Source organism: Lactobacillus sp. UMNPBX17 (assembly GCF_002553735.1).
GTDB classification, from domain to species: Bacteria; Bacillota; Bacilli; order Lactobacillales; family Lactobacillaceae; genus Lactobacillus; species Lactobacillus gallinarum.
Genome location: NZ_PCYT01000001.1, coordinates 17163 through 38106, shown reverse-complemented (window position 1 = coordinate 38106; position 20944 = coordinate 17163). Strand labels below are relative to the sequence as shown.

Annotated in this window: 38 protein-coding genes; 2 read left to right on the top strand and 36 right to left on the bottom strand. The window is 37.6% G+C overall.

The window, feature by feature from the left end:
• Positions 1–96: 96 nt before the first annotated feature.
• The 5 genes from CP368_RS00260 to CP368_RS00240 all read right to left on the bottom strand — a co-directional run bounded on the left by CP368_RS00260 (position 97) and on the right by CP368_RS00240 (position 3421).
• Positions 97–777 (bottom strand): 2,3-diphosphoglycerate-dependent phosphoglycerate mutase, encoded by a 681-nt coding sequence (locus CP368_RS00260; protein WP_087175968.1) that lies wholly within the window; start codon positions 775–777, stop codon positions 97–99.
• A gap of 12 nt (positions 778–789) precedes the next feature.
• Positions 790–972, bottom strand: coding sequence for a DUF308 domain-containing protein (locus CP368_RS00255; protein ID WP_025005245.1), 183 nt, complete (start codon positions 970–972; stop codon positions 790–792).
• Positions 973–980: 8 nt separating this feature from the next.
• Positions 981–1880, bottom strand: coding sequence for a cation diffusion facilitator family transporter (locus tag CP368_RS00250; protein ID WP_098045609.1), 900 nt, complete (start codon positions 1878–1880; stop codon positions 981–983).
• A 62-nt stretch (positions 1881–1942) separates the two neighbouring features.
• On the bottom strand, positions 1943–2623 hold the full coding sequence (locus CP368_RS00245; RefSeq protein ID WP_098045608.1) for a histidine phosphatase family protein: 681 nt from the start codon (positions 2621–2623) through the stop codon (positions 1943–1945).
• A gap of 39 nt (positions 2624–2662) precedes the next feature.
• On the bottom strand, positions 2663–3421 hold the full coding sequence (locus CP368_RS00240; protein ID WP_087175967.1) for a sulfite exporter TauE/SafE family protein: 759 nt from the start codon (positions 3419–3421) through the stop codon (positions 2663–2665).
• Positions 3422–3494: 73 nt separating this feature from the next.
• Here CP368_RS00240 and CP368_RS00235 point away from each other — a divergent pair, with 73 nt between their 5' ends.
• Both CP368_RS00235 and CP368_RS00230 read left to right on the top strand, forming a co-directional pair.
• Positions 3495–4154: an HAD family hydrolase gene (locus tag CP368_RS00235; RefSeq protein WP_025005248.1), complete on the top strand. Its 660-nt coding sequence runs from the start codon at positions 3495–3497 to the stop codon at positions 4152–4154.
• Positions 4155–4195: 41 nt separating this feature from the next.
• Positions 4196–4780 carry a DJ-1 family glyoxalase III gene (locus CP368_RS00230; RefSeq protein WP_098045607.1) on the top strand — a complete coding sequence of 195 codons (585 nt, stop codon included), beginning with the start codon at positions 4196–4198 and terminating at the stop codon, positions 4778–4780.
• Between the two features lie 98 nt (positions 4781–4878).
• On the opposite strand, the gene rpsI is transcribed toward CP368_RS00230, so the two are convergent.
• From rpsI to rplB, 31 genes are all read right to left on the bottom strand, one after another.
• Positions 4879–5274 (bottom strand): 30S ribosomal protein S9, encoded by a 396-nt coding sequence (rpsI, locus tag CP368_RS00225; RefSeq protein ID WP_003625832.1) that lies wholly within the window; start codon positions 5272–5274, stop codon positions 4879–4881.
• 15 nt (positions 5275–5289) lie between these two features.
• Positions 5290–5733 carry a 50S ribosomal protein L13 gene (gene rplM, locus CP368_RS00220; RefSeq protein ID WP_025005250.1) on the bottom strand — a complete coding sequence of 148 codons (444 nt, stop codon included), beginning with the start codon at positions 5731–5733 and terminating at the stop codon, positions 5290–5292.
• Positions 5734–5837: 104 nt separating this feature from the next.
• Positions 5838–6626, bottom strand: a complete 789-nt coding sequence (gene truA, locus CP368_RS00215; RefSeq protein WP_098045606.1) for a tRNA pseudouridine(38-40) synthase TruA — start codon at positions 6624–6626, stop codon at positions 5838–5840.
• 2 nt (positions 6627–6628) lie between these two features.
• Positions 6629–7426, bottom strand: coding sequence for an energy-coupling factor transporter transmembrane protein EcfT (locus CP368_RS00210; RefSeq protein WP_087175964.1), 798 nt, complete (start codon positions 7424–7426; stop codon positions 6629–6631).
• Positions 7426–8277 (bottom strand): energy-coupling factor transporter ATPase, encoded by an 852-nt coding sequence (locus CP368_RS00205; protein ID WP_025005252.1) that lies wholly within the window; start codon positions 8275–8277, stop codon positions 7426–7428. Before CP368_RS00205 ends, CP368_RS00210 begins: the two co-directional genes overlap by 1 nt.
• Complete coding sequence (locus CP368_RS00200; protein ID WP_098043641.1) at positions 8253–9104, bottom strand: energy-coupling factor transporter ATPase; 852 nt, start codon at positions 9102–9104, stop codon at positions 8253–8255. Before CP368_RS00200 ends, CP368_RS00205 begins: the two co-directional genes overlap by 25 nt.
• A gap of 183 nt (positions 9105–9287) precedes the next feature.
• Positions 9288–9671 (bottom strand): 50S ribosomal protein L17, encoded by a 384-nt coding sequence (gene rplQ / locus CP368_RS00195; RefSeq protein WP_003625821.1) that lies wholly within the window; start codon positions 9669–9671, stop codon positions 9288–9290.
• Positions 9672–9697: 26 nt separating this feature from the next.
• Complete coding sequence (locus CP368_RS00190; protein WP_025005254.1) at positions 9698–10636, bottom strand: DNA-directed RNA polymerase subunit alpha; 939 nt, start codon at positions 10634–10636, stop codon at positions 9698–9700.
• 45 nt (positions 10637–10681) lie between these two features.
• Entirely contained in the window at positions 10682–11071 is a 390-nt protein-coding gene (gene rpsK, locus CP368_RS00185) for a 30S ribosomal protein S11 (protein ID WP_003625817.1), read from the bottom strand.
• A gap of 24 nt (positions 11072–11095) precedes the next feature.
• The gene (gene rpsM, locus CP368_RS00180) at positions 11096–11446 is read right to left on the bottom strand and encodes a 30S ribosomal protein S13 (protein WP_003625815.1); all 351 of its coding nucleotides are present in this window, start codon (positions 11444–11446) and stop codon (positions 11096–11098) included.
• Positions 11447–11474: 28 nt separating this feature from the next.
• Positions 11475–11591, bottom strand: coding sequence for a 50S ribosomal protein L36 (rpmJ, locus tag CP368_RS00175; protein WP_005721621.1), 117 nt, complete (start codon positions 11589–11591; stop codon positions 11475–11477).
• Positions 11592–11607: 16 nt separating this feature from the next.
• Complete coding sequence (gene infA, locus CP368_RS00170) at positions 11608–11829, bottom strand: translation initiation factor IF-1 (RefSeq protein WP_002878178.1); 222 nt, start codon at positions 11827–11829, stop codon at positions 11608–11610.
• A 71-nt stretch (positions 11830–11900) separates the two neighbouring features.
• Positions 11901–12557, bottom strand: a complete 657-nt coding sequence (locus tag CP368_RS00165) for an adenylate kinase (RefSeq protein ID WP_025005255.1) — start codon at positions 12555–12557, stop codon at positions 11901–11903.
• A gap of 10 nt (positions 12558–12567) precedes the next feature.
• Positions 12568–13863, bottom strand: coding sequence for a preprotein translocase subunit SecY (secY, locus tag CP368_RS00160; RefSeq protein WP_025005256.1), 1296 nt, complete (start codon positions 13861–13863; stop codon positions 12568–12570).
• On the bottom strand, positions 13863–14303 hold the full coding sequence (gene rplO, locus CP368_RS00155; RefSeq protein WP_057729732.1) for a 50S ribosomal protein L15: 441 nt from the start codon (positions 14301–14303) through the stop codon (positions 13863–13865). The genes secY and rplO overlap by 1 nt, the downstream gene beginning before the upstream one ends.
• A gap of 23 nt (positions 14304–14326) precedes the next feature.
• Positions 14327–14512, bottom strand: a complete 186-nt coding sequence (gene rpmD / locus CP368_RS00150; RefSeq protein WP_025005257.1) for a 50S ribosomal protein L30 — start codon at positions 14510–14512, stop codon at positions 14327–14329.
• 16 nt (positions 14513–14528) lie between these two features.
• A complete protein-coding gene (gene rpsE / locus CP368_RS00145) occupies positions 14529–15035 on the bottom strand; it encodes a 30S ribosomal protein S5 (RefSeq protein ID WP_003625807.1) in 507 nt (168 codons plus the stop codon).
• A 17-nt stretch (positions 15036–15052) separates the two neighbouring features.
• The gene (rplR, locus tag CP368_RS00140) at positions 15053–15412 is read right to left on the bottom strand and encodes a 50S ribosomal protein L18 (protein WP_007126808.1); all 360 of its coding nucleotides are present in this window, start codon (positions 15410–15412) and stop codon (positions 15053–15055) included.
• Between the two features lie 25 nt (positions 15413–15437).
• A complete protein-coding gene (gene rplF, locus CP368_RS00135; RefSeq protein WP_025005258.1) occupies positions 15438–15968 on the bottom strand; it encodes a 50S ribosomal protein L6 in 531 nt (176 codons plus the stop codon).
• 24 nt (positions 15969–15992) lie between these two features.
• Complete coding sequence (rpsH, locus tag CP368_RS00130; protein WP_003625802.1) at positions 15993–16391, bottom strand: 30S ribosomal protein S8; 399 nt, start codon at positions 16389–16391, stop codon at positions 15993–15995.
• A 24-nt stretch (positions 16392–16415) separates the two neighbouring features.
• The gene (locus tag CP368_RS00125) at positions 16416–16601 is read right to left on the bottom strand and encodes a type Z 30S ribosomal protein S14 (protein ID WP_003549037.1); all 186 of its coding nucleotides are present in this window, start codon (positions 16599–16601) and stop codon (positions 16416–16418) included.
• A 12-nt stretch (positions 16602–16613) separates the two neighbouring features.
• Positions 16614–17156: a 50S ribosomal protein L5 gene (gene rplE, locus CP368_RS00120; protein ID WP_087175958.1), complete on the bottom strand. Its 543-nt coding sequence runs from the start codon at positions 17154–17156 to the stop codon at positions 16614–16616.
• Between the two features lie 14 nt (positions 17157–17170).
• Entirely contained in the window at positions 17171–17404 is a 234-nt protein-coding gene (gene rplX, locus CP368_RS00115) for a 50S ribosomal protein L24 (RefSeq protein WP_003549035.1), read from the bottom strand.
• A gap of 19 nt (positions 17405–17423) precedes the next feature.
• Complete coding sequence (gene rplN / locus CP368_RS00110) at positions 17424–17792, bottom strand: 50S ribosomal protein L14 (protein ID WP_012211380.1); 369 nt, start codon at positions 17790–17792, stop codon at positions 17424–17426.
• Between the two features lie 31 nt (positions 17793–17823).
• Complete coding sequence (gene rpsQ / locus CP368_RS00105) at positions 17824–18090, bottom strand: 30S ribosomal protein S17 (RefSeq protein ID WP_005721626.1); 267 nt, start codon at positions 18088–18090, stop codon at positions 17824–17826.
• 18 nt (positions 18091–18108) lie between these two features.
• Positions 18109–18306, bottom strand: coding sequence for a 50S ribosomal protein L29 (rpmC, locus tag CP368_RS00100; protein ID WP_025005260.1), 198 nt, complete (start codon positions 18304–18306; stop codon positions 18109–18111).
• Positions 18296–18736 carry a 50S ribosomal protein L16 gene (gene rplP / locus CP368_RS00095; protein ID WP_003625792.1) on the bottom strand — a complete coding sequence of 147 codons (441 nt, stop codon included), beginning with the start codon at positions 18734–18736 and terminating at the stop codon, positions 18296–18298. Before rplP ends, rpmC begins: the two co-directional genes overlap by 11 nt.
• Positions 18736–19410, bottom strand: a complete 675-nt coding sequence (rpsC, locus tag CP368_RS00090; protein WP_057729734.1) for a 30S ribosomal protein S3 — start codon at positions 19408–19410, stop codon at positions 18736–18738. The genes rplP and rpsC overlap by 1 nt, the downstream gene beginning before the upstream one ends.
• Positions 19411–19423: 13 nt before the next feature.
• Complete coding sequence (gene rplV / locus CP368_RS00085) at positions 19424–19777, bottom strand: 50S ribosomal protein L22 (protein ID WP_003625788.1); 354 nt, start codon at positions 19775–19777, stop codon at positions 19424–19426.
• A gap of 19 nt (positions 19778–19796) precedes the next feature.
• A complete protein-coding gene (rpsS, locus tag CP368_RS00080; protein WP_025005262.1) occupies positions 19797–20078 on the bottom strand; it encodes a 30S ribosomal protein S19 in 282 nt (93 codons plus the stop codon).
• A gap of 18 nt (positions 20079–20096) precedes the next feature.
• Complete coding sequence (gene rplB / locus CP368_RS00075) at positions 20097–20933, bottom strand: 50S ribosomal protein L2 (RefSeq protein WP_025005263.1); 837 nt, start codon at positions 20931–20933, stop codon at positions 20097–20099.
• Positions 20934–20944 lie beyond the last annotated feature (11 nt).

The window sequence follows — 20944 nt, the reverse complement described above, 5'->3', positions numbered from 1 at the left end:
ACTCCAAACTAAATATACTAGAAATCATTATAGATTTTACCATAGATACGCGAAAATCATTATTAAGAGCACTAAAAAAATGCAGCAAGCTGCATTTTACCCCCGAAGTATTTCTTTTTTAACAATATTTAACTGATCATCCATAGTATAAACAATTGGTTCTGCGTTAGGCACTTCCAAGTTTACAATATCGTGATTGTTAATATTTTCTAGTTTTTTGATTAAAGCTCGCAGGCTTGAACCATGAGCTACTATTAATTGATCTTCTCCATTAAGCAATCTTGAGGCAATGTGATCATAATAATATGGCATCAATCTCTTTTGCGTTTGATGCAAACTCTCTGCACGCGGCATTAAATGTTGATCACACAACTTATAGCGACGATCAATAATTGGCGATCCCTGCTTGGGCGGAATGGAATCAAAACTGCGCCGCCATAATAAAACCTGTTCTACACCAAAGACTTTACGTGAGATATCCTTGTTGAGGCCTCTCAAGGCGCCATAATGCCGTTCATTTAAGCGCCACGTCTTAGTCATAGGTAGCCACAAAAAATCGCATGTTTCAGCTACAATATTGGCCGTCACAATGGCACGAGATAAGACAGAAGTATGAATATGCGTTGGTGCAAAATCAGAAATAGTATTAATCAATTCACCTGCTTTTTTAGCTTGTTGCTCGCCCTTCTTAGTTAATGGCACATCATTCCAGCCTGTATAAACATTTGCGGCGTTAGCAACACTTTCACCATGTCGAACCAATACTAATTTCGCCATTTTATCGATCCTTTATTTAAGTAAACATCTAACAATCATAACTATACCAGCAATTGTAAAAATTATCCCCAAAATCATAAACGCCTTAATGCCGCCCTTATTATTGGGCTGCTTGCGTCTATTAAAGGCATAAGACATGTCATAGATTCCCATGATTAAAACAATTATCGCTGTAAAAATATTAACTGAGAACATCTTTTCACCTAATCCTCATTAGTCCCACGGCCTGGAAAGATCATTTTATCATTGCGTCCACGTTCGCATTCCGCTTGTAACGTCACATGGTTAATACCCAATTTGGCTTTAAGTTTTTTACCAATATCTTGATAAAGATTCTCAAGCTCATCTGCATGAAGATTGCGATCAACATTAATATGGGCATCCATCATAATAAAGTCATCACTATAGCGCCATACATGGACATGGTGAATATTCTTTACTTCTGGAAAAGAAAGCACAATGTCATTAACCGAATTTAAATCAATATCAGGATTTGATTCCATCAATACATTAGCAGCCTTCATCGTGATCTCATAAGCCTCATGTAAAACAAAGACTGAAACTAGAATTGTCAAAACAGGGTCAAGCCAAGTTACATTCCAAAAGTAAATAAAAATCGCACCAATTACAACGGCCACACTAGATAGTGCATCACTAAGCATGTGGATAAATGTTGAACGGACATTTAAGTTTCCTTTAGCATCATGATGCATCGCTAACATAGAAATAATATTGGCGACTAGTCCGATAATTGATACAACTAACATAATTCCACCATGAATATGTTCCGGTTGCCAAAATCTTTGAATAGCTTCGACGAATAATACAACACTGATAACTATTAGCACAACTCCATTAGTAAACGCAGCCAAGGTTTCGGCTCGATCATAGCCAAAAGTCTTTCGTTGATTGCGACTTCTTCTACTAATTAAGTGAGCTACAAAAGATAAAATAATGGCCCCCACATCGCTTAAGTTATGCACAGCATCTGAAAGCAATGCCAGTGAACCTGATAAAATACCACCTAAAAATTCCGCAATAGTAATTATCACATTAAGCAATGTAACAAATACATAACGCTTTGTTGTATGATCTTTATTCATAAATATTTTCCTTCCGTTATCAGTGTACCAAAAAAGCCCTACTTATGCAGTAGGACTTATTTTTACAGTTTTTCGGCATTGACATTGTAATCTACAATTTCAAATTTACCATTATCGTGCAAAATTCCACGAGTGACACTTCCATTATCTGGGAAAATGATATCGTGCTTACCATCGCTCTTATTCCAATATTTAATAGATAAAGTCTTGATAAAATCACCATGAGTTACTAATAAAACTCTTTGTTCATTTTTAGTCATATCTTTTAACACATCGATGGCACGAACCATACGTTTATCTAACTCATCTTTATCTTCGGCTAAGTGTCTTGGATCAGCTCTCTTAGTAGCTTCACGAAATTCACGCAAACCTACTTGGTTGATAATCTTAGCAACATTATCTTCATGCCCTATACCTGCTGCCATTGCTACTTGATCCCAGGTTTGGTTAATATCATCACCTTCAAAAGTTCCGAAGAATACTTCACGAAATTCAGGCAACTTTTTAATTTTACCAATATCTGAGACCAAGTTAGCATCTTTCATTAAATGAACAGTATCAATTGCTCTTTTTAAATCAGATGAATACATATTATCAAAGTGAACTTGACTCAAAGCATTAGCAGTCACTTTTAAATCGTTAATTCCCTTAACAGTCAGTGGTGAATCACACCAGCCTTGCACCTTATTCAATTGGTTAAACATGGTTTCACCATGACGAACTAAATAAACTTCTGTTGACATATTAACCCTCCCTTTACATTAATAAACATTGTATCAAACTTAACGAATATATGCTGTATAAAAGAAATATGATGCTTGAACAAATGCAAGTGTAGCAATGAAAATTCGAACTGGCTTCTCTGGCACTCGCCTTAAAATTGCAGGTCCAATATAGCCACCAGCAAACATCCCTATGGCTAATGGTATTGCCTGCAGCCAATAGATATGCGAAGTAAACATAAAAATAATAAGAGCCACTAAATTAGCAAAACCACAAATCACATTTTTGATTGCGTTAATCACGATGAATTTTTCATTAGTAATGTAGGTCAAAAGCACGAGTACTATTACACCACCGGCTGCACCGAAATAGCCAGTGTAGGCTCCCATTATTAAAAGCGCAATGAAATAGATCACCTTTAACCACATCGGCTGCTTTTTGGTATTCAAACTATGATGTTTGCCTGAAACAATGATCATAATTCCAGAAAATGCTATGAAAAATGGTACTGCTTTTTCAAAGACACTGGATGGAAATGAAAGTAAAAGCATGCAACCAATAATTGAACCGACTACAGTAAAAATAGTGTAAAACCAGACCTGTTTCCAATGTCCCTTTAACTCTTTCGTAGAGGAGACAGTTGAACCTATACTAGTCCAAATTAATGCGGCATCGTTTGTTACATTGGCAAAAACCGGCGGAATACCCACAGCTAAAAGCACCGGATACGAGGCAAGTGATGCCATTGATGCAATAGAAGAAAGTAAGCCGCCAGCTACTCCACCTAACAATAAAAAGATTATCGTCCAAATCGTCATTTTCTATTCCCTTTCTTTACACCATCCAATCCATTATAATTCTAGTAGTTACTAACATAAAGGAAGTTATCAAATGTCTACATTCAATACTTTAATTTTTATTCCTGAGGGCAGTCTTTTAAATGAAAAATTAGCTGAAAAAAATGCTCTTCGCCAAACTTTAAAACATTACGGCATAGATTGGGGACCAGCTGAACGGATTAAATATACTAGTTTGCAAAAGCAATTTAAGCTTTTATCCACAGATGAACAAATCGATCTAGCTTTGTCCACATACCTAAAAGAAGATTTAGCTGAAACACGAGCTGTTTTTGCACAAAAAATGCAAGAACAAACTCGCTTAGTTAAAGGCGCTACAGATTTTTTAGATGAAATTACTGGTTCTCTTCGTCTAATTCTACTTGCTAAAGAAACCAAAGCTCAAATTGAGCCACGTCTTGCGCCAACTGAATTACTCAGTTCTTTTAACTTTGCTTATTTTGCAGACGATTTTAAAGATAAACTGCCTAGTAAAAATATCTTTTTCAAAATATTGAAGGATCATCCTGAGATTGATCCTGACAGTACTCTCGTGATTGGCACAAATCTAGATGAAGAAATTCAAGGCGCAGAAAACGCAAATCTAAAATCTTTATGGCTTGCACCAAAAAAGGATAAAATTCCTATCTCACCTCGTCCTACCCTACATTTAAGCAAATTAGCAGACCTTGATTTTTATCTAGACCTTGATTAATAGTTATAATAAATATATGTCACTTAGAAAGGATGATTTTGATGACAAAAGTTGCTGTTATCTTTGCAGATGGTTGTGAAGAAGTTGAAGGTTTAAGTGTAGTCGATGTATTACGCCGTCTAAATGTTGAATGTGATATGGTCGGCTTGCACAGTAAAGACGTAGATGGTGATCACCACATTAAGTTAACTTGTGACAAAGTTGTGGACAACAGTTTGCTTGACTACGATTTAGTTGCTTTTCCAGGTGGAATGACTGGTTCAGCTAACTTACGTGATGATGAAAAGTTACGCGATTTAATGGTTAAGCGTCATGAAGCTGGAAAGTGGGATGCTGCAATGTGTGCTGCTCCTCGTGCATTAGCTCGCTATGGTGTATTAAAAGATGCTGAGTTCACTTGCTATCCAGGTATTGAAGAAGAATGTGCTAAGTATGATCCAAGCGCTCATTTCAGTGAAAGAATTACTGTCACTGACAAAGAACACAAAGTTTTGACTAGCCGTGGTCCAGCTACTGCTTGGGCATTTGCTTACGCTATTGCAGAAGCACTTGGTGTTGATACTAAGCAATTGAAGCATGGTATGCTTTACGACTACTTAGCTAATAATATTCAAGATAGTTTATAATTTGTGGAAAACTAAGAGCTAAAATGTTCTTAGTTTTTTATTGCACCAAAAAAGCATCCCTGATTGGGATGCTTTTTGTATAAACGTAAATCCAAAGATTAACGCTTTGAGAATTGTGAAGCTTTACGGGCTTTCTTCAAACCTGGCTTCTTTCTTTCCTTCATTCTTGGGTCACGAGTTAAGAAACCTGCCTTCTTAAGTGGACCACGGAAGTCTGGGTCAACTTCAAGAAGAGCACGTGCAATACCGTGACGGATAGCTCCAGCTTGGCCAGAAAAACCACCACCGTTAACATTAACGTGAACGTCGTATTGACCTTCAGTTTCAGTTAATGTTAAAGGTTGCTTTAAATCTTTAACCAAGTTAGGGTATGGAATGTATTGATCAACATCTTTACCGTTAACAGTGATCTTACCGTTACCTGGTACTAAACGAACACGCGCAACTGAATCCTTGCGGCGACCAGTACCTGTGTATGCAGCTTGTTGTGCCATTATTTAACCTCCTAATTAAATTAACTTGTTGATATCTAACTTTTCAGGCTTTTGTGCTTCGTGCTTGTGGTCTTCGCCAGCATAAACATGCATCTTCATGAATTCATGATGACCAAGAGTGTTCTTTGGAAGCATACCCTTAACTGAGATTTCAACCATCTTAACTGGGTTATTAGCAAGCAACTCGCCGTATGAAACAGCCTTCAAGCCACCACGCCATTCTGAGTGGTGGTAGTAGAACTTGTCTGAAGCCTTTTTACCAGTCAACTTAATCTTTGAAGCGTTGATAACAATAACGTTATCACCGGTATCAACATTAGGTGTGTATTGAGGCTTGTTCTTACCTCTCAAAATAGTGGCTACAGCTGCAGAAAGACGACCTAAAGATACGTCGGTTGCATCAACAATGTACCACTTACGTTCGATTTCACTAGATTTTGCTAATGGTGTAGTACGCAATTTAAATTCCTCCGTTTATTTGCAGTTTGAAAACAATAAGTTTCCGGGGCCTATCGTGGACAAACATACTATACTAGAGTACGTCCTTTTTGCTAAAAAGTCAATTATAAATGCTGGTCTAATCTATATTTTTGTGGTATTTCATCATAAAAAACATGATAAAGATAAAGACCACTTGCTTGAGCCGTTTGTCGTACTTCCTGCCTATCTTTAGCGGCAATTACACGCTTTAAATCATGAATTGGACGCCGTCCATTGCCGATTTCAAGCAATGCAGCAACCATAATTCGAACCATATTGTATAAAAAACCAGAACCAATAAAATCGAATATTATTTCATTCTCTTTTTCGTCCTTAACAATGTTTACATAATAAATTGTTCTAACTTTATCTTCTATTTGCCCACCGCTTGCCGCAAAACTAGTAAAATCATGTTTGCCTAACAAGTCTTGCGCAGCTTCTTGCATTTTTTCTACGTCTAGCACATATGGAAAATGTCCTGTATAAAACCGTTTAAATGGATTAACAAAATGATCCAAACTTACACGATAGCGATACCATTTACCTTTAATAGAATATCTAGCATGAAAATTTTCATTAACTATTTCACAATCATTAAAAATAATATCAGTTGGCATCATTGAATTTAACGCCAAGATCATTCGATTAGCTGGAATAGTTTTACCAGGATAATCAAAATGAATTACCTGTCCAACAGCATGAACTCCAGCATCTGTTCTACCAGAGCCTTGAACAATAATGCGTTTTCCCTTAGTCATTTTCTTTAATGCATCTTCAACGGTTCCCTGAACTGTACGTTGATCTGGCTGCAGCTGAAAGCCATGAAATAAATGACCATCATATGCCATTGTCATCTTATATCTAGTTGCCATAATTAATGTGTCCTAAAAATTAACAATAGTCCTACCAACAAAACAAAATATGCCAAAGAAATCAAATCATATTTTGACCAATTTAAAACTCGATATTTGGTTCTTCCTTCACTCCCACGATATCCACGTGATTCCATCGCAGTAGAGAGATCAATCGCTGTCTCAAGTGAGTGAATGAATAATGGGATAAGAATCGGTGCGATTGCTTTAGCTCTTTTTATTAAGCCACCATCATTAAAATCCGCTCCACGTGATCTTTGAGCATTCATGATTTTTAATGTCTCATCAAATAAAGTCGGAACAAAACGTAAAGCAATCGAAATGACGAGTGCAATTTTATCTACAGGAACTTTCACCACTTTTAAAGGCTTAAGTAACCATTCCATTGCATCTGCTATCTCCAGAGGCATAGTCGTCACCGTCATTACTGTGGAAATCAAAATGATTAACGTGAAACGGACAAAAATATATATCGCATTTACGATACCATAGCTTGAAATACTAAATATCCACCAATGCCAAAAAACTTTGCCACCAGTCATAAAAAACAATTGTAATAGGGAAGTAAAGAAAATTAAGCCTATTAAAGGTTTAACACCATTCAAAAACACTCGAGCTTTTAATCCTGTAGCAATTATCGCTAAAAAGCAAAATAAGGTAATAATTGCATAAGTAATAGGATTATTGGCTAAAAAGATGGCCAAAATAAACAAAATAGTGATTAATAATTTACCTCGGGGATCCATTTTATAAACAAGAGAATCACCTGGAATATATCGTCCAATAATTATCTTACTCATTAAACTCCCCCCTGCACATTTTCCTTAATTCCATCAACTAATTCTTTGATTGTCAACGGATTTTCTTTAAATCTGAAGCCCTTTAACGATGATGCAAACAAACTAGAAGTAGGTTCATCTAAATAATGCTTTTTTAACCATTCCTCATTTTCAAAAACTTTTTGTGGTTTATCATGTTTAATTAATTTTCCGTGTTCCATTACTAAAACATCATCCGCATATTTAGCAACATCATCCATATTATGAGTAACCAAAATAACAGTATGACCGGCCTTTTGATAATTCACAAAAATCTGCATCATTTCTTCTCGAGCTCGTGGATCTAATCCCGCTCCAGGCTCATCCAGACAGAGTATTTGAGGTTCATTGACCATTACACCTGCAATTGCAACGCGTCTCATCTGTCCCCCAGAAAGCTCAAATGGAGACTTAGAAATCACATCCGTTGACAACCCCACTTGCTCTAACCATTTCTTTGCTTTAGCTTCGGCCTCTTTATCACTCATTCCAAAGTTTTTTGGACCAAATTTCACATCATCAAGTACAGTGTTTTCAAATAATTGACTTTCTGGAAATTGAAACACTAATCCTACTTCTTTACGCAGTTTTTTTAAGTTCTTATTTCCAGTTTGGGACGTAATATGATATCCCGCTATATCAATTGTTCCTGAACTCGGTTTTAGCAATGCATTAAAATGCTGCATTAAAGTCGATTTTCCACTACCTGTATGTCCGATTAATGCAATAAAACTATTGTCTAATAATTCAAAAGAAACATTGTCTAACCCTTTTTTCTCCATTGTTGTTCCAGGAGAATAAACATAATTTACATTTTCAAATTTAATTGACATAGATATTGCTTCAACTCATCTTTCGTTTTTACATTCTGGGGCACTCGAATCCCATTTTTATTTAATTCCAGTATTAATTTATTAGTAAATGGAATATCTAACCCTATTTGTTTAAGCATAGAAGTTTTATTAAAAATCTTTTCTGGTGGATCCTGATCAATTATTTCACCATCATTTAAAACAATCACACTATCTGCCATACTGGCTTCATCGATATCATGTGTAATGGAAATAACCGTTAAATCCTTTTTCTGCATCAACTCACTAATTATTTTAAGAACTTGTTTTCTCCCACTCGGATCAAGCATAGAAGTAGATTCATCTAAAATAATAATTTTGGGTTCGACAGCTAGTATTCCAGCAATAGCTATTCTTTGCTTTTGTCCACCAGAGAGATTAGCGGGTTCAGAGTCAATATATTCCAACATGCCTACTTCAGATAAAACGTTCCTTACTGTTTTTATCATTTCTTCTCTAGGTACGCCGCGATTTTCTAAGCCAAAAGCTACGTCATCCCCTACAGTAGCACCAACAAATTGATTATCTGGATTTTGAAAAACTATTCCAACTTTTTCTCTAATATTCCAGATATTTTCAGCCGTCACAGGTGTACCTAAAACTGTAATTTTACTATTAGAATTCTCATCTGGTAACAGTAACCCATTGATCAACTTGGAAATTGTTGATTTTCCGCTACCATTATGTCCAATTAAAGACGTCCATGACCCTTTTTTTACTGTAAAATTAACATCCTTTAAAACAGCTTTTTTTGTATCTGGATAAGTAAACTTGACATGTTGAAACTCAACAGCATCATCCTTAGGCATGCTGACACTTCCCCTCTAAACTACTTATTAGTAATTGTAACAGAAAAAAGAGCAAAAAAAATCATCCATGAAGAGGGATGATTTCTATCATCTAAGCTAGACTAAGCTTTCGCCATCATCTTTACGCTTTTTCTCACTTTCATGGATAATTCTTAATACGTATTAAGTTGTGGTAATTCTGAATTAAACTAATTCAAGAATAACCATTGGAGCAGCATCACCTTTACGAGGAACAGCTAACTTCAAAATTCTGGTGTAACCACCATTGCGATCCTTGTAACGAGGTGCTACATCGCTGAAAAGCTTTTGCAATGCTGACTTAACAACAACTGCATCTTTTTCTTCATGAACATCTGCAACTTCGTTACGTACGAATGCTGCAGCCTTTCTTCTTGAAGCTAAATCGCCGCGCTTACCTAAAGTGATCATCTTTTCGGCAGTCTTACGAACTTCTTTAGCACGAGTTTCAGTAGTAACAATACGTTCGTTCATGATTAATTGAGTAGTCATTTCTCTTAGCATTGCTTTTCTGTGAGCACTATCGCGACCTAATTTACGGTATGCCATGGGTTTGCCTCCTTTATTTACCTACTTTAGTCTTCTTGACGAAGTGAAAGACCTAAGTCGGTTAATTTATTCTTAACTTCTTCCAATGATTTACGTCCCAAGTTACGTACACGCATCATATCTGATTCTGTCTTATCAGTTAACTCTTGAAGAGTGTTAATGCCGGCACGTTTCAGGCAGTTATATGAACGAACAGAAAGATCAAGCTCTTCAATTGTCATTTCGAGTTTCTTTTCTTTCTTATCGTCTTCCTTTTCCACCATTACTTCGCTGAATTTAGTATCTGCATCAGCTGATTCAAATACCTTGAAATGTTCAACTAAAATCTTAGCAGCAAAACTAAGGGCGTCATTAGGCTTGATTGAACCGTCAGTCCAAATCTCAAAAGTGAGCTTGTCAAAATCGTCTCTCTTACCAACACGAGTTGATTCAACTTGGTAGTTAACCTTTTTAATTGGTGAGAATAGAGAATCAACAGGAATTACTCCAATTGGCATGTCATCACTCTTATTGTCACTTGCAGCAACATAACCTCTACCATTTTGCACGGCAATTTCCATGTGCAAGTGTCCACCTTCAGCAATGGTACAAATGTATTGATCCGGATTTAAGACTTGAACGTCTGCATCAACTTTAAGATCATCAGCAGTTACTGTGGCAGGACCTTCAACGTCTAACTCAATAACCTTTCTCTCATCTGAAAGAGACTTTAATTCAAGTTTCTTCAAATTAAGAATAATCTTGGTTACATCTTCTCTGACGCCAGGAACTGTTGAGAACTCGTGTAAAACGCCATCAATTTGCACATAAACAAGTCCAGTACCTGGAATAGAAGTAAGTAAGACTCTTCTTAGAGAGTTACCTAAAGTAGTACCAAAGCCTCGCTCAAGTGGTTCAACAACAAACTTACCGTAAGAATCTTCTTGTTCAACAACGGTAATATTTGGTTTTTCAAATTCAATCATTACTGGGCCCCTTTCAAAACGTAACGTCCTATATCAAGGACAATATTAAACACGACGACGTTTTGGTGGTCTGGAACCATTGTGGGGAACTGGCGTAACGTCACGAATTGCAGTAATTTCAAGACCAGTTGCTTGAAGTGATCTAATAGCAGATTCACGACCAGCACCAGGACCTTTTACAGAAACTTCTACATGTTTCATACCTTGGTCCATTGCACTCTTAGCTGCTGCTTCTGCTGCCATTTGAGCTGCAAATGGAGTAGACTTACGACTACCCTTAAAGCCCAATGCACCAGCTGAAGACCAAGCAACTGCATTACCTTGAACGTCAGTAATCATGACTAAAGTATTATTAAACGTTGAGTGAATGTGTGCCACACCGCTTTCAACATGCTTCTTCACACGACGCTTACGTGCTGTTTTCTTTGCAGGCATCAATAAACCTCCTTATAAATAAAATTAACGATTTCTCTTAGTACCCTTACGAGTACGAGCATTATTCTTGGTATTTTGACCACGAACTGGAAGTCCACGGCGGTGACGAATACCACGATAAGAACCAATATCAACTAAACGCTTAATGTTCATGCTTACTTCACGGCGTAAGTCACCTTCAACACGATACTTATCAACTTCAGTACGAAGCTTTTCTTGATCTTCTGGAGTTAAATCCTTTGAACGAACGTCTTCAGAAACACCAGCATCAGCACAAATCTTCTTAGCAGTTGCATCACCAATACCATAAATGTATGTTAAAGCAACAACAATTCTTTTATCTCTTGGTAAGTCAACACCAGCAATACGAGCCATAAACTACACCTCCTCTTTTTCTACACTATTAACCTTGACGTTGCTTGTGCTTTGGATTTGCTGAGCAAATAACCATTACACGGCCATGTCTCTTAATAACTTTACAATGTTCGCACATTGGTTTAACAGATGGTCTAACCTTCATGTTTCCCTCCGTTATATTACTTTATAAACCGATACGTAATTCTACCTTTAGTTAAATCATATGGAGATAATTCTACTGTTACACGGTCTCCAGGCAAAATGCGAATATAGTGCATTCTGATTTTACCTGAAACATGTGCTAAAATAGTAGCCCCATTTTCTAATTCAACTTTAAACATAGCATTAGGTAAGGTATCTACTACCTTACCCTCTACTTCAATGACATCATCTTTTGCCAAAGTTGTTCCTCCGCAATTAAACAGTCATACTTTGAAATTATAACACGGATAAAAAATTATACAAATTTATTCTATTGATTATTACTCAATACCGCATCAATATCTTCAAAGACTTTTTCTGGAGTTTGTTCACCATTAATTACAGTAAGCAAACCTTTCTTTTGATAAAAGTCTTTCAAAGGTGCATTCATCTTTTCATTAACTTCAAGACGATTCTTAACAACTTCTGGCTTATCATCTTCACGTTGATAAAATTCATGACCACCACAACGATCACAAGTACCTTCAACTTTAGGTTGCTTTGAAAGTTTATTATAAGTGGCACCACAATTTTTACACATGTATCTAGCTGATAAACGCTTAATCAAAGTATCTTCATCAACTTCAAGCGCAATAACATTTGTTAATGGTTTCTTTAAGCGTTTAGTAATACCATCAAGAAGTTCTGCTTGTACAGTAGTTCTTGGGAAACCGTCTAAGATGAAACCTTCTTTAATATCAGGTTGGCTTAAACGTTCTTCAACTAACTTAGCAGTAACTTCATCTGGTACCAAGTTACCTTTATCAATGTAACTTTTAGCTTCAAGACCAACCTTAGTCTTATTAGCCATTGCTTCCCTAAACATATCTCCAGTTGAAATATGAGTTAAGTGATATTTATCGACGATTCTCTCTGATGCTGTACCTTTACCAGCACCCGGTAAACCTAAAAGAATTAAGTTAATCATTTATCCGTTCCTATCTGATGAATCCAACATATTCTCTCTTCATTAACAATCCGTTAATTTGACGAGATAACTCAAGAACAACCCCAATAACAATTAAAAGACTTGTTCCTCCTAAACCAATGGAACTTGGGAGATTCCAAAAGTTAGTAGCTAATTGAGGCAATAATGCAACTAAGCCTAAAAATACTGAACCTACAGTTGATAATTTAATCAACATTTTTGAAATATAATTCTGGGTATCTTTACCTGGCCAAACGCTAGGAATATAAGCACCTTGTTTTTGTAAGTTTTCTGCTAGCTTCTCAGGGTTAACCTGTACAAAAGCGTAGAAGAATGTAAATAGAATAATTAAAAAGGTGTAGATAATAACTCCAGGTGTAGTTTGTAAACTAAAGATCTGGTTCATTACTTTAAACCATTGCTGATCACCTTGGGTTCTTTGAAAGGCCATTAAAATTGTTGCCGGTGTAACAATAAAAGAACTGGCAAAAATAACTGGAATAACTCCAGATACATTAACCTTTAATGGTAGAAAACTTTCAGAACCACTAATCGTCGCTCTTCTTGTGTATTGAATAGGAATACGACGATCAGCTTGTTCAACCCATGTAACCAATTGGGTTACAATAAGGATTGCAACTATAACCGCGATGAAGAACAAAATACCTTGCCAACGATCACTGGCACTATTATTAATAATTCCTTCTTTATAGATTTGCCATAATCCACTAGGTAATCTTGCAATAATACCAGCAAAGATAATTACTGATACACCATTTCCAAGTCCCTTATCTGTGATTTCATCACCTAACCATGTTAATAACATAGTTCCGGCGGTCATGATAATAGCAATTTCTATATAAGTTTGTGGAGTTTGATTCTTTACCAACCCCATTTCAGTCAAGGCGTTAAAACCTAATGTAATACCAATACTTTGAACAAAAGCAACAACTAATGTCAAATATCTAGTTACTTGATTAGTCTTACGACGCCCAACTTCACCTTGTTTTCCCCATTCTACTAATGTAGGTACGATATCCATTTGTAATAATTGAATTACAATTTGGGCCGTAATATAGGGAGAAACACCCAAGGAAAATATTGAATAGTTATCTAGTCCACCACCAGATACAGTATCTAGCATTGGAACTAATCCAGTTTGAGCAACCTGAGTGATCGCCTTTGCATTAACACCAGGAACAGCAATATTAGCACCAATCCGGTATATTAAAAGAATAAAGAGTGTAAAATAAATTTTATTTCTAATTTCTTTATCTTTAAAGGCGTTCTTCAAGGTCGAAAACATTAGATCACCTCAACAGTTCCGCCAGCGGCTTCAACTGCCTTCTTAGCAGCTGCGGAAACTTTGTTAACCTTTACAGTTAATTTAACTTTCAATTCACCGTTGCCAAGTAACTTAACGCCTGATAATTCTTTCTTTACCAAACCGTTTTCCTTAAGAGTTTCAACAGTTACTTCACTACCGTCATTGAACTTATTTAAGTCATCTAAGTTTACAATTGCATATTCTTTACGGTTAATATTCTTAAAACCACGCTTTGGCATAGTTCTGAATAATGGCATTTGACCACCTTCAAAACCTAAACGTGTATGACCGCCTTGACGAGCTAATTGACCCTTTTGACCACGGCCAGAAGTTTTACCGTAACCACTTGAAGTACCACGACCAACACGTTTTCTATTGCGACGTGAGCCTTCAGTAGAATGTAATTCATGAAGCTTCATTAATTTGGCACCTCCTTGATATCTTATTTATTAATCTCTTCAACAGAGATTAAGTGAGCAATTTTCAATAATGCACCGCGAGTAGCAGCGTTGTCTGGAAGAACAACAGTACTATTTACTCTACCTAAGCCAAGAGCTTTAACAATCTTTCTTTGTTCAGGTAGACGGTGAGCAGCACTTCTAATTAAAGTAATCTTTAAATCAGTCATCTATGATCTCCCTAATCTAAGCTCTTTCAGGTTGACGAAGTTTATTTACTTCTTCGCTAGTTCTAAGCTTCTTCAAACCATCGATAGTTGCACGAACAACGTTGATTGGAGTATTAGAACCAAGTGACTTTGAAGTTACGTCTGAAATACCAGCCATATCCATAACGATACGTACGGCACCACCAGCAGCAACACCGGAACCAGCTTCAGCAGGCTTCAATAAAATGTTACCTGAACCGTAGTGACCAATAACTTCATGAGGAATAGTAGTACCAACTTTAGGTACGTTAATCATCTTCTTCTTACCGTCTTCTACAGCCTTACGGATTGCTTCTGGGACTTCTTGAGCTTTACCAGTACCAAAACCTACACGGCCTTTCTTGTCGCCAACAACAACAAGAGCAGCAAATCTCATACGGCGACCACCTTTAACAACCTTAGTGATACGGTTGACAGCGACTAATTGATCTTCGATATCGTCTTTGTTTCTGCGATTATTACGAGAATCATTACGGTTTGCCATGTGTTAATTCTCCTTTCCTAGAAATCTAATCCGTTTTCACGAGCAGCATCAGCTAACGCTTGAATACGGCCGTGGTATAAGTAACCACTTCTATCAAATACAACTGTAGAAATGTTCTTAGCCTTTGCAGCTTCAGCAATAGCCTTACCTACAGCAGCAGCTTGTTCTACCTTAGTTGCATCTTCTGATACGTTTTCATCCAAAGTTGAGGCGCTTGCAAGCGTAACACCCGCTACGTCATCAATTAATTGAGCGTAGATGTTTTTATTTGAACGAAAAATGCTTAAGCGTGGGCGCTCAGCAGTACCAGAAATCTTACCACGAATACGTTTATGACGCTTTAAGCGTAACTTGTTTTTATCTGGTTTAGAAATCACAATTTCACCTCAAAATAACTACTTATTACTTACCTGTCTTACCTTCCTTACGACGTACGTATTCATCAACATAACGAATACCCTTACCCTTGTAAGGTTCTGGTGGACGTACGGCGCGGATTTCAGCTGCAAATTGACCTACATCTTGCTTTGAAACACCTTCAACTTCTACATCAGTTGCTGAAGTTGCCTTAACAGAAACACCTTCTGGTGCAGTCAATACAACTGGGTGTGAGTAACCAACGTTTAAAGTAATCTTGTTGCCTTGTGCTTGTGCACGGTAACCAACACCGATTAACTTTAAAGTCTTCTTATAACCGTTAACTACACCTTCGATCATTGAAGCTAAGTTAGCTCTTTCAGTACCGTGAATTGCTTTATCATTTTCACTTGAACGTGAAAAGTTAATTTCACCGTCTTTTTGTTCAAAAGTGATCTTTGGATCGAAGTATCTAGTTAATTCACCCTTAGGGCCCTTAACAGTAATGTTGTCGCCTTCCTTGGTAACAGTGACACTGTCAGGGACTTCAATAGTCTTTAAACCGATTCGGCTCATTAATTGTTCTCCTTTCTGTCAGTATTACCAAACGTAGGCAATTACTTCGCCGCCAACGTTCTTTTGTCTTGCTTCTTTGTCAGTAATAACACCAGCAGAAGTAGAAACGATGGCAATGCCTAAACCATTAAGAACTTTAGGTAAGTCTTCAGCACTTACGTAGTTTCTAAGACCTGGCTTAGAAATACGCTTTAAGCCTGAAATAACGCGTTCTCCATTTGGACCATATTTCAAGAATACCTTGATAACGCCTTGCTTGTTATCATCAGCAACTTCGTAATCACGGATGAAACCTTCACGTTTCAAAATTTCTGAAATAGACTTTTTAATATTTGATGCAGGAATTTCAACTGAATCGTGCTTTGCCATGTTGGCATTTCTGATTCTAGTCAAGTAATCTGCGATTGGATCTGTCATGACCATTTAAGCTATCCTCCTAACCGTATACTACCAACTAGCCTTTTTAAGACCAGGGATTTGACCCTTGTGTGCTAATTCCTTTAAGCAAATACGGCATAAACCGAATTTACGGTATACGGAATGTGGACGACCACATCTCTCGCAACGTGTATATTCGCGTGAAGAGAACTTAGCAGGACGACGATTTCTGATTTTTTGTGATGTTTTAGCCATTAATGTCCTCCACTATCTTGCAAACGGCATACCAAATTGAGTCAAAAGTTCACGAGCTTCTTCATCAGTGTTGGCAGTAGTTACGATAACAATGTCTAAACCTCTAGTACGGTTAACCTTATCAAAATCGATTTCTGGGAAAATCAATTGTTCCTTAACACCTAAAGTGTAGTTACCACGACCATCAAATGAACGAGTTGATACACCACGGAAGTCACGAACACGTGGAAGAGAAACATTGATTAACTTGTATAAGAAGTCGTACATTCTGTCGCCTCTAAGGGTTACCTTAGCACCGATAGACATACCTTCACGTAAACGGAAGTTAGCGATTGACTTCTTTGCCTTAGTAATTAATGGCTTTTGACCAGAAATTAAAGTTAATTCTTCAACAGCTTCGTCCAAGTTCTTGGCGTTAGAAACAGCGTCACCGACACCCATGTTCAAAACGATCTTGTCGATCTTTGGAATTTGCATTGATGACTTGTAATCAAACTTTTCTGCCAATGCAGGAGCTACTTTTTCTTTGTATTCTTCAGCTAAATAACTTGCCATTTGTGTCCTCCCTTCTACTTATCTTCTTTTTTACTAATAACTTTAACGTTTGATGCGTGAATTGAACCTTCTGATTCAACTACACCACCATTAGCGTTGGTTTGAGAAGGCTTTTGGTGCTTCTTAATCTTGTTAACACCCTTAACAACTACACGGTTCTTCTTAACATTAACAGAAAGAACAGTACCTTCTTTACCTTTATCTTTTCCGGCAATAACTTTTACCTTGTCACCAGTTTTAACGAACATCAGTGCACCTCACTATCAATTATAAGACTTCAGGAGCAAGAGAGACGATCTTCATAAAGTCGTACTCACGTAACTCACGTGCAACTGGCCCAAAGATACGAGTACCACGTGGGCTCTTATCTGCGTTAATAATTACTCCAGCATTTTCGTCGAATTTGATGTATGAACCATCTTCACGACGTGCACCTGACTTTGTTCTGACAATTACAGCTTTTACAACGTCGCCCTTTTTGACAACGCCACCTGGTGTTGCTTGCTTAACAGTACATACAACGATGTCACCAATGTTACCGGTCTTACGCTTTGATCCACCTAAGACTCTAATAACTAAAAGTTCTCTGGCACCAGAGTTATCAGCAACCTTTAAACGAGATTCGTTTTGAATCACTGTAGAATCCTCCCCTCACTAAATCCGCAAATTAAACAGATTTCTTAACAATCTTTACTAAACGGAAGCGCTTCTTACGAGATAATGGACGGGTTTCCATGATACGTACAGTATCGCCAACTTTAGCTTCGTTATTTTCGTCTTGTGCGTAGTATTTCTTAGAATATCTAATACGCTTGTTGTAAACTGGGTGGTTCTTGTAAGTATCAACAACGACTACGATAGTCTTGTCCATCTTATCAGAAACTACACGACCTTGGTATACGTGACGACGATTTCTTTCGTTTGTTTCGCTCAAGTTAATAGCTCCCTTCCATTAATTGTTTTCTAATGCTTTTTCGCTCAGAACAGTCTTGATTCTGGCGATATTCTTGCGGACTTTACTCAAGCGAGCGGTATTTTCTAATTGACCCGTTGCTTGTTGGAAACGCAAATTAAAGAGTTCTTCTTTATATTGCTTTTCTTTTTCTAACATTTGATCAGTGGTTAATGCTCTGATATCTTTAGCCTTCATTAGATTCGCCACCTACTTCCGAACTTCTAGTTACAAACTTAGTCTTAATTGGTAACTTAGTTGAAGCAAGTCTCAAAGCTTCACGAGCAGTTGCTTCATCAACACCACCAATTTCAAACATAATCTTTTCTCTCTTAACTACAGCTACCCAACCTGCAGGTGCACCTTTACCAGAACCCATACGTACACCTACACCTTTAGCAGTGTATGACTTTTGAGGGAAAATTCTAATCCAAACTTTACCGCCACGCTTCATGTAACGTGTCATAGCAACACGGGCTGCTTCGATTTGACGGTTAGTAATCCAATGTGATTCGAGGGCTTCAAGACCATATTCACCAAAGGCAATATATTTACCACCTTTAGCAGCACCACGCATCTTACCACGGAATTCACGACGGTGTTTTACTCGTTTTGGTACTAAAGGCATTATCTATTTCCTCCCTTCGCTGGCTTTGAAGCTGGCTTGTTCTTACGAGTAGGTAAGATTTCGCCACGGTTGATCCAAGCTTGAACACCAATTTCACCATAAGTAGTGAAAGCATTTACCCAAGCATAATCAATATCAGCTCTCAAAGTTTGTAATGGAACACGACCTTCTGTGTGCCATTCTCTTCTTGCCATGTCGGCACCGTTCAAACGACCAGAAGTTTGAACCTTGATACCCTTGGCACCAGCACGCATAGCTCTTTGAGTAGCTTGACGCATAGCACGTCTAAAAGCAATACGAGCTTCAAGTTGACGAGCAATACTATCTGCTACCAATTCAGCATCAAGATCTGGTTTCTTAATTTCAACAATATTAATGTGAACTTGCTTACCAGTTAAAGCATTTAATTGTTTTCTTAAAGCTTCAACTTCAGAACCACCTTTACCAATTACCATACCAGGCTTTGCGGTGTGGATTGAAATGTTAATTCTGTTAGCTGCACGTTCAATTTCAACAGTAGACACTGAAGCATCCTTCAATTTCTTTGAAATAAACTTTCTGATTCGAAGGTCTTCATTTAAAGTTTCTTTGTATCCTTTGTCAGCATACCATTTTGATTCCCAATCACGGATGACACCGAGACGAAAACCGTTTGGGTTAATCTTTTGACCCATTAATATACCTCCCTTAATCGTTCTTTTCTGAAACTACTACAACTACGTGACTGGTTCTCTTGTTAATTGGGGAAGCCATACCCTTAGCACGGGGACGGAATCTCTTTAAAGTAGCACCTTCGTTTACATATGCTTCTGATACGTAAAGATTTGCACTTTCAAGATCGTAGTTGTGTTCTGCGTTAGCAATTGCTGAACGTAAAACTTTTTCAACGATTGGGGAAGCAGCTCTAGGCGTAAATTCTAAGATTGCTAATGCTTCGGCAACGCTCTTACCACGAATTAAGTCAACGACCAAACGAGCTTTTCTTGGAGCGATGCGAACAGTTCTTGCTTCTGCCTTAGCTGAACTAATTTGTTCTGCCATTTAGATGTTTCTCCTTCCTCTATTGTGCTGTGGTTTTATCTTCAGTGGATTTGTGTCCATGGAAAGTTCTTGTTGGAACAAATTCACCTAACTTATGACCAACCATGTCTTCAGTAATGTATACTGGAACATGTTTTCTACCATCGTAAACAGCTATAGTCAAACCAACAAAGGAAGGGAAAATAGTTGAACGACGTGACCAAGTCTTAATAACTTGCTTCTTATCTGCATCTGCTTGTGCATCAACCTTCTTTAATAATGATGCATCAGCAAAAGGACCTTTTTTAATACTACGGCTCATTAATTAACCCTCCTTCTATTACTTGCTACCTTTACGGTGACGAATGATTAACTTCTCGCTAGCCTTCTTGGTGTCTCTAGTCTTGATACCGCGAGCCTTCTTACCCCATGGAGTCATAGGTTGTGGACGACCAACTGGAGCCTTACCTTCACCACCACCATGTGGGTGATCGTTAGGGTTCATTACGGAACCACGTGATTGTGGGCGCTTGCCTAACCAACGCTTACGACCAGCTTTACCTAATTGAATTAATGAATGTTGTTCATTACCTACAACACCAATAGTTGCACGGCATGATGACAAGATCTTACGAACTTCACCACTTTGTAATCTTACTAAAGTGTAATCACCATCAACACCCAAAACTTGAGCAGAAGTACCAGCACTTCTTACAAGTTGGCCACCCTTACCTGGCTTCAATTCAATGTTGTGGATTGAAGTACCAGATGGGATATTCTTTAATGCTAATGCGTTACCTGGCTTAATGTCAACTGAATCGCCTGATTCAACGATATCGCCAACCTTTAATCCCCTAGGTGCTAAGATATAAGCTTTAATACCATCAGTGTAGTGAAGTAATGCGATGTTAGCAGTTCTGTTTGGATCGTATTCGATAGCCTTTACAACTGCCTTTGCATTATCCTTATTACGCTTAAAGTCGATGATACGGTATTTTTGTTTGTGACCACCACCACGGTGTCTTACAGTGATGTGACCATATGAGTTACGACCTGCAGTATGTGATTGTGATTCAAGTAAAGTCTTTTCAGGCTTTGTCTTGGTAATCTCAGCAAAGTCGGAAGAAGTCATATGACGACGACCATTAGTGGTTGGCTTGTAAATCTTAATAGCCAATTGACTGACCT

What these genes read in the sequence shown, in the direction of transcription:
- CP368_RS00260 (WP_087175968.1), bottom strand. Translation starts at nt 777, where the DNA reads ATGGCGAAATTAGTATTGGTTCGACATGGTGAAAGTGTTGCTAACGCC.
- CP368_RS00255 (WP_025005245.1), bottom strand. Translation starts at nt 972, where the DNA reads ATGTTCTCAGTTAATATTTTTACAGCGATAATTGTTTTAATCATGGGA.
- CP368_RS00250 (WP_098045609.1), bottom strand. Translation starts at nt 1,880, where the DNA reads ATGAATAAAGATCATACAACAAAGCGTTATGTATTTGTTACATTGCTT.
- CP368_RS00245 (WP_098045608.1), bottom strand. Translation starts at nt 2,623, where the DNA reads ATGTCAACAGAAGTTTATTTAGTTCGTCATGGTGAAACCATGTTTAAC.
- CP368_RS00240 (WP_087175967.1), bottom strand. Translation starts at nt 3,421, where the DNA reads ATGACGATTTGGACGATAATCTTTTTATTGTTAGGTGGAGTAGCTGGC.
- CP368_RS00235 (WP_025005248.1), top strand. Translation starts at nt 3,495, where the DNA reads ATGTCTACATTCAATACTTTAATTTTTATTCCTGAGGGCAGTCTTTTA.
- CP368_RS00230 (WP_098045607.1), top strand. Translation starts at nt 4,196, where the DNA reads ATGACAAAAGTTGCTGTTATCTTTGCAGATGGTTGTGAAGAAGTTGAA.
- rpsI (WP_003625832.1), bottom strand. Translation starts at nt 5,274, where the DNA reads ATGGCACAACAAGCTGCATACACAGGTACTGGTCGCCGCAAGGATTCA.
- truA (WP_098045606.1), bottom strand. Translation starts at nt 6,626, where the DNA reads ATGGCAACTAGATATAAGATGACAATGGCATATGATGGTCATTTATTT.
- CP368_RS00210 (WP_087175964.1), bottom strand. Translation starts at nt 7,426, where the DNA reads ATGAGTAAGATAATTATTGGACGATATATTCCAGGTGATTCTCTTGTT.
- CP368_RS00205 (WP_025005252.1), bottom strand. Translation starts at nt 8,277, where the DNA reads ATGTCAATTAAATTTGAAAATGTAAATTATGTTTATTCTCCTGGAACA.
- CP368_RS00200 (WP_098043641.1), bottom strand. Translation starts at nt 9,104, where the DNA reads ATGCCTAAGGATGATGCTGTTGAGTTTCAACATGTCAAGTTTACTTAT.
- rplQ (WP_003625821.1), bottom strand. Translation starts at nt 9,671, where the DNA reads ATGGCATACCGTAAATTAGGTCGCGATAGTGCTCACAGAAAAGCAATG.
- CP368_RS00190 (WP_025005254.1), bottom strand. Translation starts at nt 10,636, where the DNA reads ATGATTGAATTTGAAAAACCAAATATTACCGTTGTTGAACAAGAAGAT.
- rpsK (WP_003625817.1), bottom strand. Translation starts at nt 11,071, where the DNA reads ATGCCTGCAAAGAAAACAGCACGTAAGCGTCGTGTGAAGAAGCATGTT.
- rpsM (WP_003625815.1), bottom strand. Translation starts at nt 11,446, where the DNA reads ATGGCTCGTATTGCTGGTGTTGACTTACCAAGAGATAAAAGAATTGTT.
- rpmJ (WP_005721621.1), bottom strand. Translation starts at nt 11,591, where the DNA reads ATGAAGGTTAGACCATCTGTTAAACCAATGTGCGAACATTGTAAAGTT.
- CP368_RS00165 (WP_025005255.1), bottom strand. Translation starts at nt 12,557, where the DNA reads ATGATTAACTTAATTCTTTTAGGTTTACCGGGTGCTGGTAAAGGTACA.
- secY (WP_025005256.1), bottom strand. Translation starts at nt 13,863, where the DNA reads ATGTTTTCGACCTTGAAGAACGCCTTTAAAGATAAAGAAATTAGAAAT.
- rplO (WP_057729732.1), bottom strand. Translation starts at nt 14,303, where the DNA reads ATGAAGCTTCATGAATTACATTCTACTGAAGGCTCACGTCGCAATAGA.
- rpmD (WP_025005257.1), bottom strand. Translation starts at nt 14,512, where the DNA reads ATGACTGATTTAAAGATTACTTTAATTAGAAGTGCTGCTCACCGTCTA.
- rpsE (WP_003625807.1), bottom strand. Translation starts at nt 15,035, where the DNA reads ATGGCAAACCGTAATGATTCTCGTAATAATCGCAGAAACAAAGACGAT.
- rplF (WP_025005258.1), bottom strand. Translation starts at nt 15,968, where the DNA reads ATGAGCCGAATCGGTTTAAAGACTATTGAAGTCCCTGACAGTGTCACT.
- rpsH (WP_003625802.1), bottom strand. Translation starts at nt 16,391, where the DNA reads ATGGTCATGACAGATCCAATCGCAGATTACTTGACTAGAATCAGAAAT.
- CP368_RS00125 (WP_003549037.1), bottom strand. Translation starts at nt 16,601, where the DNA reads ATGGCTAAAACATCACAAAAAATCAGAAATCGTCGTCCTGCTAAGTTC.
- rplE (WP_087175958.1), bottom strand. Translation starts at nt 17,156, where the DNA reads ATGGCAAGTTATTTAGCTGAAGAATACAAAGAAAAAGTAGCTCCTGCA.
- rplX (WP_003549035.1), bottom strand. Translation starts at nt 17,404, where the DNA reads ATGTTCGTTAAAACTGGTGACAAGGTAAAAGTTATTGCCGGAAAAGAT.
- rpmC (WP_025005260.1), bottom strand. Translation starts at nt 18,306, where the DNA reads ATGAAGGCTAAAGATATCAGAGCATTAACCACTGATCAAATGTTAGAA.
- rplP (WP_003625792.1), bottom strand. Translation starts at nt 18,736, where the DNA reads ATGCCTTTAGTACCAAAACGAGTAAAACACCGTCGTGAATTCCGTGGT.
- rpsC (WP_057729734.1), bottom strand. Translation starts at nt 19,410, where the DNA reads ATGGGTCAAAAGATTAACCCAAACGGTTTTCGTCTCGGTGTCATCCGT.
- rplV (WP_003625788.1), bottom strand. Translation starts at nt 19,777, where the DNA reads ATGGCAGAACAAATTAGTTCAGCTAAGGCAGAAGCAAGAACTGTTCGC.
- rpsS (WP_025005262.1), bottom strand. Translation starts at nt 20,078, where the DNA reads ATGAGCCGTAGTATTAAAAAAGGTCCTTTTGCTGATGCATCATTATTA.